7 protein-coding genes and 2 tRNA genes are annotated in these 12500 nt (G+C 64.1%); 6 read left to right on the top strand and 3 right to left on the bottom strand.

Annotated features, from left to right (window positions below):
• Positions 1-12 precede the first annotated feature (12 nt).
• From ACS5PJ_RS08950 to ACS5PJ_RS08930, 5 genes are all read left to right on the top strand, one after another.
• A complete protein-coding gene (locus ACS5PJ_RS08950) occupies positions 13-1203 on the top strand; it encodes a YlbL family protein (RefSeq protein WP_439434558.1) in 1191 nt (396 codons plus the stop codon).
• A gap of 136 nt (positions 1204-1339) precedes the next feature.
• Complete coding sequence (locus tag ACS5PJ_RS08945) at positions 1340-4342, top strand: UPF0182 family membrane protein (protein WP_439434557.1); 3003 nt, start codon at positions 1340-1342, stop codon at positions 4340-4342.
• A gap of 79 nt (positions 4343-4421) precedes the next feature.
• Positions 4422-4495, top strand: a tRNA-Met gene (locus tag ACS5PJ_RS08940).
• Positions 4496-4664: 169 nt separating this feature from the next.
• Positions 4665-4741: transfer RNA gene (locus ACS5PJ_RS08935), tRNA-Met, on the top strand.
• A 134-nt stretch (positions 4742-4875) separates the two neighbouring features.
• A complete protein-coding gene (locus ACS5PJ_RS08930) occupies positions 4876-5808 on the top strand; it encodes a cytochrome b/b6 domain-containing protein (protein WP_439434556.1) in 933 nt (310 codons plus the stop codon).
• Between the two features lie 13 nt (positions 5809-5821).
• On the opposite strand, the gene ACS5PJ_RS08925 is transcribed toward ACS5PJ_RS08930, so the two are convergent.
• The 3 genes from ACS5PJ_RS08925 to ACS5PJ_RS08915 form a co-directional block, all read right to left on the bottom strand.
• On the bottom strand, positions 5822-7273 hold the full coding sequence (locus tag ACS5PJ_RS08925; RefSeq protein ID WP_439434555.1) for a cryptochrome/photolyase family protein: 1452 nt from the start codon (positions 7271-7273) through the stop codon (positions 5822-5824).
• Positions 7274-7433: 160 nt separating this feature from the next.
• On the bottom strand, positions 7434-8225 hold the full coding sequence (locus tag ACS5PJ_RS08920; protein WP_439434554.1) for a PspA/IM30 family protein: 792 nt from the start codon (positions 8223-8225) through the stop codon (positions 7434-7436).
• Between the two features lie 111 nt (positions 8226-8336).
• Positions 8337-10391, bottom strand: a complete 2055-nt coding sequence (locus ACS5PJ_RS08915) for a TPM domain-containing protein (RefSeq protein WP_439434553.1) — start codon at positions 10389-10391, stop codon at positions 8337-8339.
• Positions 10392-10675: 284 nt separating this feature from the next.
• Between ACS5PJ_RS08915 and ACS5PJ_RS08910 the strand changes: the two genes are divergently transcribed.
• Entirely contained in the window at positions 10676-12373 is a 1698-nt protein-coding gene (locus ACS5PJ_RS08910; RefSeq protein ID WP_439434552.1) for a S1C family serine protease, read from the top strand.
• Positions 12374-12500 lie beyond the last annotated feature (127 nt).

Below are 12500 nucleotides of genomic sequence, written 5' to 3'. Positions count from 1 at the left end.
AGAGTTGGTTCGGTGACTACAACCCGTGGCGTACACCCCAGCGAGGACCACGCTCCCAAGCTCGACGCCGGCGCAACAGCGAGTGCCGCACCCCCTGAAAACCACCCGGCCAGCGCCGACAACGGGCCCATTTTTCCGCGCCGGCACCGGCCCGAGGACAAGCGCGTATCAGTGATGATGCTCTCGGGAATTCTCGCACTGGGGCTGGGCATCGCCGTCGGCACCGTTCCGGTGCCCTATGTCATCGAATCCCCCGGGCCCACCTTCAACACCATTGGGCAGGCCCAGGGCGGCCCCGTCATCAGCGTCACGGGCCACGAGAGCTATCCCGCCGCCGGCAATCTGGATTTGACCACTGTATATGTCGACGGCGGCCCTAACGGCCCGGTCAGCATCCTGGGTGCCTTCTCCGGGTGGCTGGACGGGTCCAAATCCGTGTACCCGGAAGAACTGATTTATCCCACCGGCACCACCAAAGAGCAGGCCGAAGAGCAGAGCTCCGTGGCCATGACCACCTCACAGGAGAACGCGGTCGCATCGGCTCTCAAGGAACTCGACATCCCGTTTGGCCAGCAGCTCCAGGCGGCCGGGCTCTCGGAGGGTTCGCCGTCGGCGGGCAAAATCAACAACGGTGACATCTTCGAATCCATCAACGGCCGGCCCGTAACGTCGTTGGCTGTCATCCAGGAGGAGCTGGCGGCCGGCAAGGGTGCCCCTGCCACGGTGGCCGTGCAGCGGGCAGGGGAGTCCGTCACGCAGGAGATAGTACCCACCGACAACGGCAACGGCCGGTACATCCTGGGCGTCATGCTGAAGTACCTCTTCACCTTTCCGTTTGATGTAAAAATATCCCTTGACAAGGTGGGCGGGCCCAGCGCCGGCCTCATGTTTTCGCTGGGCATCATTGACACCGTGACGCCCGGTGACCTGACCGGCGGCAAGCACGTGGCAGGGACAGGCACCATCACCCCGGACGGCACCGTGGGGCCCATTGGCGGGATCCAGCAGAAGATGCACGGTGCGCGCGCCGGGGGAGCCACGTTGTTCCTCGCCCCTGCGGCAAACTGCGACGACGTTGTGGGTCATGTTCCGGACGGTCTGCAGGTCGTAAAAGTGGAGAATCTCGACCAGGCCCGCCGCGCCGTCGAACTCTCCGGTTCGGGGCAGGACACGTCCGCCTTGCCCGTCTGCACCAGGAACTAGACTGAGCGCAGGAACTAAGCTTTACCGCCACTCGTGGCAGATATGACGGACGATGCCACACGCTTGACCGGTGCCGGACGTCAACCGCACGCACGCTCTCAATGTAAATCTGACGACCAGCTATGAGGTACCGAGTTTGTCCCGTCCCACCAGCCCCATCCCGCCCCCCTCAAGACGCGGTGCGCTGACGCCGACGCTGATCGTCGTTGCCCTCGTAGTAGTGGGCTTCATCTTCTTCGCTAATGTCTGGACTGATGTCCTCTGGTACCGGCAGCTCGGCTATTTCGAAGTGTTTGTGACCGAAAACCTTGCCCGGATCGGGATCTTCCTCGCCGGCTTCGCCGTGATGTTCCTTGCGGTCTTTTTCGCGATCCGGATTGCCTACCACTCCCGGCCTGTGTACGCGCCGGATTCCGAAATCCGTGACAACCTCAACCGCTACCAGGCCCAGCTGGAACCGGTCCGCCGCGTCGTCATGGTGGGCCTGCCCATTCTGTTCGGCCTTTTTGCCGGAAGTGCGGCGGCAAGCCAATGGCAGAAGGTTCTGCTGTTCTTCAACCAGGAACCCTTCGGACAGCGGGATCCTGAATTCGATATGGACATCAGCTTCTACCTGATGAGCCTGCCGTTCTTCGGCTTCATCACAGGGTTCCTCATCAGCGTTGTGGTGGTGGCGGGCATTGCCGGAATCCTCACCCACTACCTTTACGGCAGCATCAGGCTCATGGAGCGCGGCGTGTTCACCAGCCGTGCGGCGCAGATCCACCTTGCAGTGACCGGCGCGGCATTCCTGATCCTGCTTGGCACCAACTTCTGGCTGGACCGTTACGCTGCCCTGCAGAACAACGGCGGTCGCTGGGCAGGTGCGCTGTACACGGACATCAACGCCGTCATCCCCACCAAGTCGATCCTCGCGGTGGCCGCAGGCCTGGTGGCCATCCTCTTCATTATTGCTGCGGTCATTGGCCGCTGGCGCCTGCCCGTCATCGGCACGGCCATGCTGATCATCACCTCAATCCTGGCCGGCGGAGTGTACCCCTGGGTCATCCAGCAGTTCCAGGTGCGGCCCTCCGAGCAGACCCTGGAAAAGGATTACATCGAACGGAACATCGCCAACACCCGTGCAGCGTACGGCCTGGACAAGATCCAGGTGAACCGGTACGACGCCACCAACACAGCGAATGCGGGCGCACTCGCCCCCGACGCCCAGACCACGGCCAACATCAGGCTGCTGGACCCCAACCTCATCTCCGACGCCTTTGCCCAGCTGGAGCAGTACCGCCCGTACTACCAGTTCCCGAACTCTCTGAACGTCGACCGGTACGAGGTCAACGGCAAGGTCCAGGACACGGTCATTGCCGTCCGCGAGCTGAATCCCACCAACGTCGCCACCAACCAGCAGGGCTGGCTCAACCAGCACGTCGTCTACACCCACGGCTACGGCGTCGTAGCGGCCAAGGGAAACAAGTTCACCGTTGACGGCAAGCCGGACTTCCTCCAATCAGGGATCCCGTCCACTGGTGTCCTGGGTGACGATTCCACCTACCAGCCACGGATCTACTTCGGCGAAACCTCCCCCGAGTACTCGATAGTCGGCGCACCGGCGGGCGCCACCCCGCGTGAACAGGACCGGCCCTCCGGCAAGCAAAGTGAAGGCGAAACCCAATACACCTTCACCGGCAATGGCGGACCCAACGTGGGGAGCTTCTTCAACAAGGTTCTCTACTCCATCAAGTTCCAGTCCTCTGACCTGCTGCTCTCCGACGGCGTGAACGAAGCATCCCAGATCCTCTACGACCGCAATCCGCGCGATCGCGTAGAAAAAGTCGCCCCGTACCTTACCGTGGACGGCAACGCCTACCCGGCAGTGGTCGATGGCCGCGTCAAATGGATCGTGGACGGCTACACCACCAGCCAGTACTACCCGTATTCGCAGCAGGAGCAGCTCTCGGCTGCCACCACCGATTCCCAGACCACCTCGGGACGGACGGTTGCGCTGCCCAACAGTTCAGTGAATTACATCAGGAACTCCGTGAAGGCCACTGTTGATGCCTACGACGGCTCAGTGACCCTGTACGCCTGGGATGATCAGGACCCGGTGCTGAAGGCGTGGCAGAAGATTTTCCCCACAACCCTGAAGCCCTTTTCTGAGATGTCCAGTGATGTCATGAGCCACGTCCGGTACCCGGAGGACCTGTTCAAGGTCCAGCGCGAGCTTCTGGGCCGCTACCACGTGACCGAACCCGGCAGCTTCTACCAGGCCAAGGATGTGTGGAGCGTACCGAACGACCCCACCGTGGACACCGACGTCAAGCAGCCGCCGTTCTACATGTCCCTGCAGATGCCCGATCAGGATAAGCCCGCGTTCCAGCTCACCTCTTCCTTTATTCCGCAGATCGTCAACGGCACTGCCCGGAACGTCCTGTACGGGTTCCTTGCTGCTGACTCAGACGCAGGGAAAGAGAAAGGCGTGAAGGCCGACAGCTACGGCCAGTTGAGGCTCCTGCAGATTCCGCCGGAGATCCAGGTTCCCGGGCCTGGCCAGGCCCAGAACAAGTTCAACTCGGACCCAACGGTCTCCCAGGCGCTGAACCTGCTCCGCCAGGGCGCTTCCGAGGTCCTCAACGGCAACCTGCTGACACTTCCCGTGGGCGGCGGCATCCTGTATGTCCAGCCGGTCTACCTGAAGTCGACGGGCGAGACGTCATATCCCACGCTGCAGCGCGTGCTGGTGGCCTTCGGTGACAAGGTCGGCTTTGCGCCCACCCTGGACGGAGCGCTCAAGCAGCTCTTCGGCGGGGATTCCGGCGCGGCGGCCGGCGACTCGGATAACACGGGCCAGACACCCGCGACTCCGGGGACCACGCCTCCCACGGTCAGTGCAGGCGCCCAGGCTGACCTGAAGGCAGCGCTGAACGAGGCGAACGCCGCGATCAGGGCAGGCCAGGCCGCCTTGGCGGCCGGCGACTTCGCGGCCTATGGGGAACAGCAGAAGAAACTCTCCGCTGCCCTCCAGAAGGCCACTGAGGCTGAGAGCAGGATCCCCGTACCGGCCCCTGCAGCCGTACCGGCCCCCGAAGCCACGCCGTCACCTGCAGCCACACCGTCGGCGACGCCATCCCCGGGGGCCAGCAGCTGATGTCCTGACCCAGCGAGACGCACATCACGCCACCAGGATTTGGCCTCCCGTTCACCGGACGGTAGAGTTGATCTTGCGACGCGGGGTGGAGCAGTTCGGTAGCTCGCTGGGCTCATAACCCAGAGGTCACAGGTTCAAATCCTGTCCCCGCAACTGGTGAAAAGTCCGGATCCTGGCAACAGGGTCCGGACTTTTTTGCTTAACCGTCGGGCCTTTTTGCCCATGCCAGGCCTGGCTTTTGCCGATGCCAGGCCACTGGCGTGCCGGCCCGTTTCAGGCCGGTATTTGTCCCCTTCAAAGTAGGGTAGTGTTGATCAAGCGACGCGGGGTGGAGCAGTTCGGTAGCTCGCTGGGCTCATAACCCAGAGGTCACAGGTTCAAATCCTGTCCCCGCAACCATGTGAAAGACCCCGACCGGCAGTTACGCCGGCCGGGGTCTTCTTTTGCCCGATGGGTGCTGGTTCCTAGTATTCTCGTTCGCAGAGCCTCACATTTGAGCACTGGTCAGTCATTCTCGAGAGGAATGTTGTTCGATGTCCACACCCACGAAGAAGCCCGGCTCTGCGACGGGCAAGCGGTCCGGAATCTACTGGGGTGTTCCCGTTGCCCTGGTGGCGCTGGTGCTGGTGGTGCTGCTGGCCAGATGGATGACAGACCTTCCACCGCTGCGCTCATTCCTGGCTGACTACCCGGGCCACTCTGAGCTTCCTGGAAGCGCGCCGGTCGGGTTCCCGGCCTGGCTGGGCTGGCAACATTTCCTGAATGCCTTCTTCCTGCTGCTCATCATCAGGACCGGCTGGCAGGTGCGGACCACCACCCGCCCCAGCGGGCACTGGACCCGCAACAACAAAGGCCTGATCAAGACCAAGAACCCGCCCACCAAAATCACGTTGGAACTCTGGTTCCACCTGACGCTGGATGCGCTCTGGGTTCTGAACGGACTCGTGTTCGCAGTCCTGCTGTTCGCCACCGGACAGTGGATGCGGATCGTTCCCACGAGCTGGGATGTCATCCCCAACGCGCTCTCTGCTGCCCTCCAGTACGCATCCTTGGACTGGCCCACCGAAAACGGCTGGGTGAACTACAACGCGCTGCAGTTGCTGACCTACTTCGCAACGGTTTTCATCGCGGCGCCCCTTGCTTTTATCTCCGGAATCCGGACCTCACCGGCCTGGCCCAAAAAGGCAACCGCCCTGAACAAGGCGTATCCCATGGAGCTGGCGAGGGCCATCCACTTCCCGGTCATGATCTACTTCGTCGCGTTTATTGCGGTGCACGTTTTCCTGGTCCTGGCCACAGGGGCGTTGCGGAACCTGAACCACATGTATGGCGCGAGTGACGGCGAGGGCTGGCTGGGCTTCTGGATTTTCCTCGCGTCGGTAGTCGTCATGGTGGCAGCGTGGTTCCTGGCGCGGCCCATCTTCCTGCGCCCCATCGCGTCCCTCATGGGCAAAGTCAGCCGCTGACAGCACGGGCCGGTTAGTCCGGCGCCGGGACGCCCTGGTTGTCCTTGAGCTTCTGGTAGGTCGCCAGGGCACGCTCCCTGGACTCGGGAAGCCCTACTACCGGCTCGGGGTAGCCATTGGTATCGGGCAGCTTCCACGGCTCGTGGATGGCCTTGCGGTCCAGGTGTGCGAGTTCCGGAATGAACTCGCGCAGGTAGCGGCCTTCGGCATCGAACTTCTTGCTCTGGGTGACAGGGTTGAAGATCCGAAAGTACGGGGACGCGTCGGCTCCTGAACCTGCCACCCATTGCCAATTGGCGGGATTACTGGCCGCATCTGCGTCCACCAGGGTGTCCCAGAACCATGCCTCGCCCAGCCGCCAGTCGGCCAGAAGGTTCTTGACGAGGAAGGAAGCGGCGGCCATCCGGACCCGGTTGTGCATCCAGCCCGTCCGCCAGAGCTGCCGCATGCCCGCATCAACCAGGGGATAGCCGGTGTGGCCCTGCTGCCACGAAGCCAGCTCCCCCCGCGTGAGCGACTGCCATTCGAAGCGGTCGAACTCGGGGCGATAGTTTCGTGTGGCCAGCTGCGGGTTCACATAGAGAAGCTGCCAGCAGAATTCCCGCCAGCCCAGCTCGGACCGGAAGATCCCGACGTCGGGACTCTCGTGGCGGGGGAAACGGCGGCGAAGCTCATGCCAGACAGTGAACGGGCTGATCTCCCCGAACCGGAGGTGGGGGGAGAGCCTGCTGGTTCCCTCAACGCCGGGCACGTCCCGCCCGGTACCGTACGTCTCTACCGGGCCGTCCAGGAAGTCTTCGAGCCGGTGATGCGCCCCGGGTTCCCCGGGCTCCCAGGTTTCCGCCAGGCCGCCGCTCCAGTCGGGGGAGACGGGAAGCAGGGACCAGGCCGCCAGGTCTTCGCTCACTGCATGCTTTTTTGCGCCGGCTCTGGCGGGGGCAGGGAGGCTTTCCGGCCGCTCGACGGGACGCCGGGGTTCCCCGGACGAGGTACAGGCGCGCCAGTAGGGCGTGAAGACCTTATAGGGACCGCCGCTGCCTGTGGTGACGGTCCACGGTTCGAAAAGCAGGTTGGCCTGGAAGCTGGCCGCTTCGATACCGTTCCCCTCCGCCCAATCCTTGACGGCTGCGTCCACGGCCCGTTCGGGACCGCCATAGCGGCGGTTCCAGAGGATATGCCGCGCCCCCGTTTCCTCTGCCAGGCTCCGGATCACGTGCCCTGCAGGCCCCCGCCGGAGGGTGAGGATCGAACCGGCTTCAGCAAGGGCCTCCGAGAGGGACACCAGGGACTGGTGCAGCCACCATCGGGCGGCGCCTCCGAGGGGACGGATCCCGTCGGATTCCTCGTCGAGGATGTAGACCACTGTGAGCGGCAGACCAAGCTCTGCTGCCCGGGACAGCGCCGGGTTATCCTCCATTCGCAGGTCATCGCGGAGCCAGACAATTGACGATTCGGGGGATGCCATGGCCCCTACGCTACACACCGGCCCCAGGCACGGAACACTGGCGGGCAGCGGCCGGCCAGCATGGGAAAGGACTGGATATGGGAAGGACCGGGCACGGGAAAGGCCGGAGCTCTTCAAGAACCCCGGCCCTGCCAGCCGCCCAACAGCGGGGCGACAGCTGTTAAAGCTTGTCGAAGTCCGCCTCATCGACCGTGGATTCCGACCGTGCCGAATTGCCGGAGGCACCGATCGCAGGCTTGGCTCCGCCGGACTTCAGGGCCGCCAGGCGTGCCTCGATTTCCACCTGCTCGCCGAGGTCTTCGAGCTGGTTGAACTGTGCGTCCAGGCTCGATGCGGCGAGCTCCTGCTGGCCGCGGACCTTGGCCTCTTCACGGCGGATCTTCTCTTCGAAGCGGCCCACTTCGGACGTGGGGTCCATGAAGTCGATGCTCTTGATGGCATCGTGAACCTGGGACTGCGCCGCGGCCGTCTTGGAGCGGGCCACCAGTTCGTTGCGCTTGCTGGTGAGCTCGTTGAGCTTGCCCTTCATCTGGTCAAGGCCGGTCTTGAGCTTGTCCACCACTTCGCGCTGCGAGGAAATGCTGGGCTCTGCCCCCTTGGCCTCGTTTTCCGCGGACATCTGGCGCTGCAGGGCCACCTTGGCGAGGTTGTCAAACTTCTCAGCGTCCACGCTGTCCCCGCTTGACCGGTATTCATCAGCCTTGCGCGAGGCTGCGAGGGCCTTGTTGCCCCAGTCGTGCGCGTTCTTGATGTCCTCGTTGTAGTCGTCCTCGAGCATCCGGAGGTTTCCGATGGTCTGGGCAACAGCGGACTCGGCTTCCGCGATGTTGTTCGTGTAGTCCCGGACCATCTGGTCCAGCATCTTCTGCGGATCTTCAGCGTTGTCCAGCAAGGTGTTGATATTTGCCTTTGCAAGCTGTGCGATCCGGCCGAAAATGGACTGCTTAACCATGATGTATACCTTTCGTCCTGCTCAGTGGTGGCCACTGAAATCAGTGAACAGTTGTTGTACCGCTTCTATCCGCCGGAGTGGTGGCAACGACCGGCGCCTAGCCTTAGTGGGTCAGAAACTTCCGGAGTCGCCCCCGCCGAAGTCTCCGCCGCCGAAATCGCCCCCACCGAAGCCGCCGCCGTCGCCGCCGCCCCAGCCACCGCCGTCGCTGTGGCCGCCTCCCCAGCCTGCGCCACCGCCGCCGTTGAGGATGGAATTGATGAGGATGCCGCCGAGGATGGCGCCGCCGAGGCCGCCGCCGCCCCCGCCGCGTCCGCCGAACATGCCGCCGCCGCCAAAGCCCTGGTTGGCATAGCCGCCAAAGTTGTCGACGTCGGCCTGGGCCAGCTGCGCGGCCTGCGCCGCGAGGGCGTGGGCCTGCTGTGCGTAGGTAAGGGCTGTGACGGGGTCATTCCGTGAGATGGAAAGGGCGTAGTCAAGGTTGCGCTGGGATTCTGCCAGCCGGGTACGCGCTTCGGTGCCAACCCCGCCGCGGCGGGCGGTGATGTAGTCCGAGGTGGCACTGATCTGGGCCTGCGCGGACATGATGGTCTGCTGCAGTGAAGCCTGTGCGCGGCGGGCCTGCTCCTGCTTGTCCCGGATACCGGTGAGGGACTGGTCGAGAGCCTGGTGGGCGGTCTCGACGCGCTGCAGGGTAGCGATGGGGTCGATCTTCCCGGCCTGGATTTCTGCCTTGACCTGAGCAAGGGCCTGTTCTACTCCCGCGACGGGGCCGGCCAGTTCCGGGTGTTCTCCGGACTGGATCATGGCCTTCGCCTGGGCCAGGTCCTGGGAGGTGTCCACGACGGCTGCCTCCAGCCCCCCGCGGGCCTCGTCCAGATTTGTGGACACCTTGGCGATGGCGTCGAGCAGGACGTTGGTCTGGTGGAGGCTCTCTTCGGAGGCCCGCACAGCGACAGCAGCGAGGCTGCCTTCGCCGGCCGCCAGCTTTTCCTGGGCCGTGGCCGTGGCGTTCTGGACAAAGGCAAGGCGTTCCTTGGCCTGGGTGATGTTATCCGCCACCTGCACCAGCGCGCTGTCCGCATACTTGGAGCGCAACGACGTCAGCGACTGTTCCGCATTGGCAATCTTGGCGTCGGCTTCCTGCGCGCCGGCACTGACGGCGGCCAGGGCTTGAGGGGCGTTCTTCTCGAGTTCTCGGAGCGAATCGAAATCGGCTTTCTGCTCCTGGAGCGACCCTAGCGCCGCCTCGGAACGGCGGATGATTTCACCGAGCCAGCTGCGCTGCTGTTCCTCTGTGTCCGGAATGTGGTCGTCAAGCTGCTGCTGGAGCTTGAAGGATTCGGACATGTGGGCCTTGGCTTCGGCAAGCGCCTTGGTGAAGTTTCCTACTGCGGCATCGCCGTACTGGGCCTGGGCGAACCCGAGTTCCTGCTCGCTGGACTTGATGGCGTCGTCCGCTTCGATGATCAGGGAACCGCTCCTGCGGCGGAGTTCCTCAATGCTGAGCGAGGCAAGCGGGTCCAGCTCGGCGCCCTGGGGGCCGTAGCTGGCGCTGGATGCCTGCGCCGCCTTCTTCCGTTTGTTGCGGAAGTACAGGTAAGCGCCGGCGCCGCCGGCAGCTACAACGCCCGCGCCGACAAGAACTGAGGCGCCGGCTCCGTCACCAGGGACATTTCCGCTGCCGCCGCCAGCGGCATCGCCGACTGCCTTCGCGGTGTCAATGGCCGCCTGGGCATAGTCTTTTTTGCCACCGGCAAGATTTGCCGTGACGGCATTCTGGCTGATGTTGGACTGCTTGGACCTGATGGCGCTCGAGGCGTCGGTCGCGAAATAGAACTGGCCCGCTGTCGAAATTGCCAGCAGCACATCGGCCTTGCCCATGGACTTCTGGGTTGCAACAGCCTTGCCCCAGTCTTCGGGCTTGGCAGGGTTCTCAAAGGAGTTCACCGTGACAACGTAGAGGTTGTACTTGTGGTCCTTGAGCAGCGTCTGGATGGCTTCCTGGACCTCGCCCTTACGGCTGCCCAGGACGTTCGCGTTATCCACGATGTTCGTGCCGGACGGAATGGTCACCGGAGGCTCTGCCCAGGCTGCAACGGCAGGCGCCGCCAGAAGCCCGGTCAGGCCGATCACGGCGAGAATACGCTTGAACTTTGACCGCATGTGCAACCCTTCAGCACGCTTGACACTGATTCGGGACGAATCAGTCGTCTCAGAATGCAGCAGCGCCCCCACGCGTGAACTTAAGCCGCAGGTCGCTGTGGCAATTCAATTTGATTCTATGGTGCACCAGGTAGTGCGTCCACATGGCTGAATATGCCACCAGCGAAACCCCGAAGCTGTCCGGACCAGCGGGCCGCAGCTCTCAGGAACCTCCCAGCCAACGTTCGCCCCAGGTTCAGCCGGACGGTCCATAGTTAATGCAGACGAGGATGAAAGGAAGTCCAATGACTGAGAATCCCACCCCGGGTGCAGCGCCTGAGAACCGGCATCCGGCTGAGAACCCGGCTGCCGCACAGAACGCTGCGGAGGACCGCAGCGACGCTGCCGGTCACGGCAATCCGACGGAGCGGCTGGACCGTCCCGGGGCTTCTGAAAACCCCACCCAGCAGCTTCCGGGCGCACCGCGGCCGGTGTACCCCCGCCGCGAACCGTTCTACGGCGAGCAGGCACCGGGCCAGCAATCCCCGGGACAGCAGACGCCAAACCAGCAGACCCCAAACCAGCAGACCCCAAACCAGCACACACAGGGCCAGCAGTCGCCCAACCCGCAGCCTTACGGGCAGCCCACCCAGAACGCTCACGGCGTGACGCCCTACAGCGCCGGTCACCGGACCCCCGACCAGCCGTACGCGCAGCAGAATCCGTATTCGGCGGCTCCCGCGGGGTACGCGGGTCAGTACAACTCCGCTCCCAGCCCGGCAAATACTCCGCGCCGGAAGGCTTCCTTCGGAGTGGGTACCCTCGTGGCCAGCATTCTTGCAGCCGGGTTGGTGGGCGGCGGGGTGGCAACAGTGGGCACCGGCGCGTTTTCCGGCAACGGCTCGCCGGTCGCCTCCAGCAGCAACAGCCAGCCGGGTACGGTCATCGTCAATAACCAGGACGACGTCAACGCCATTACGGCCGCAGCGCTGAAGGCGTCGCCGTCGGTCGTGACCATCAGCGCCACGAGCGGCGGTTCAGGCGGCACCGGATCCGGCATCGTCCTGGACGGGGAGGGTCACATCCTGACCAACACCCACGTGGTCACTTTGGATGGCCAGACCGCCTCCGCAGCCCTGGAGGTCCGCACCAGTTCGGGCCGGGTGCTCAAGGCGACCCTGGTGGGCACGGACCCGCTTTCTGACCTCGCAGTGATCAAGGTGGACAACGCGTCCGGCCTGACCGCCGCCACCCTGGGAGACTCCGGCAAGCTCAACGTGGGAGACACCGCCATTGCTATCGGCTCGCCCCTTGGCCTGACCGGCACGGTCACCGACGGGATCGTCTCGACCCTGAACCGGACCATCAGCGTGGCATCCTCGGCAGCTCCAAAGGAAGGCGACACTTCCCAGGGCGGTGACCAGGGCTTCCAGTTCGCGCCCCCGGGCGGCGGATCCGGCCAGAGCACCGCGGCCAAAGGGTCCATCTCCATCAACGTGATCCAGACCGACGCCGCAATCAACCCCGGAAACTCGGGCGGAGCGCTGGTTAACAGCAAGGGCGAGATCATCGGCGTCAACGTGGCCATCGCCTCGGCGGGGTCGGATTCCTCGTCCTCCTCGTCCAGCGGCAACATCGGTGTGGGCTTCAGTATCCCCATCAACCATGCAAAGCGGGTGGCGCAGGAGCTCATCGACACCGGGAAGGTCTCCCACGGCCAGCTTGGGGTCAGCGTCAAGGACAAGTCCTCCGGTGGATCGGCTTCACAATTCTCCGTGGGTGCAGACGTGGCCACGGTTGAGGCCAACTCAGCTGCCGCCAAGGCCGGCATCAAGGTGGGGGATGTGGTGACGAAGTTCAACGACCTCGTCATCAGCGAACCAAACCAGCTCACCGCGGCCGTCCGAGAGCAGGCCGGTGGCTCCACCGTCAAGCTCACGGTTCTGCGCAACGGCCAGGAACAGACGCTCGACGTCACGCTCGGCACGGCGGCGGACCAGTAACCCGGCGCTGCCGGGGAACAGAGCGGGCGACGGCGGCGGTCACCCCCCAACGTGACCGCCGCCGTCGGCCATTAACCCCTGGACCGGACGGTCAAGCTCCGGTGACACAGGCGTTAACGGGACGGCA

The sequence above is a fragment of the Pseudarthrobacter cremeus genome, from assembly GCF_051857465.1.
Classification (GTDB): domain Bacteria; phylum Actinomycetota; class Actinomycetes; order Actinomycetales; family Micrococcaceae; genus Arthrobacter.
This window is presented reverse-complemented; position numbering and strand designations above follow the sequence as displayed.

Bases quoted from the DNA above. Each gene is read 5' to 3' on its own strand.
- ACS5PJ_RS08930 (WP_439434556.1), top strand. From the start codon at position 4,876: ATGTCCACACCCACGAAGAAGCCCGGCTCTGCGACGGGCAAGCGGTCC.
- ACS5PJ_RS08925 (WP_439434555.1), bottom strand. From the start codon at position 7,273: ATGGCATCCCCCGAATCGTCAATTGTCTGGCTCCGCGATGACCTGCGA.
- ACS5PJ_RS08920 (WP_439434554.1), bottom strand. From the start codon at position 8,225: ATGGTTAAGCAGTCCATTTTCGGCCGGATCGCACAGCTTGCAAAGGCA.
- ACS5PJ_RS08915 (WP_439434553.1), bottom strand. From the start codon at position 10,391: ATGCGGTCAAAGTTCAAGCGTATTCTCGCCGTGATCGGCCTGACCGGG.
- ACS5PJ_RS08910 (WP_439434552.1), top strand. From the start codon at position 10,676: ATGACTGAGAATCCCACCCCGGGTGCAGCGCCTGAGAACCGGCATCCG.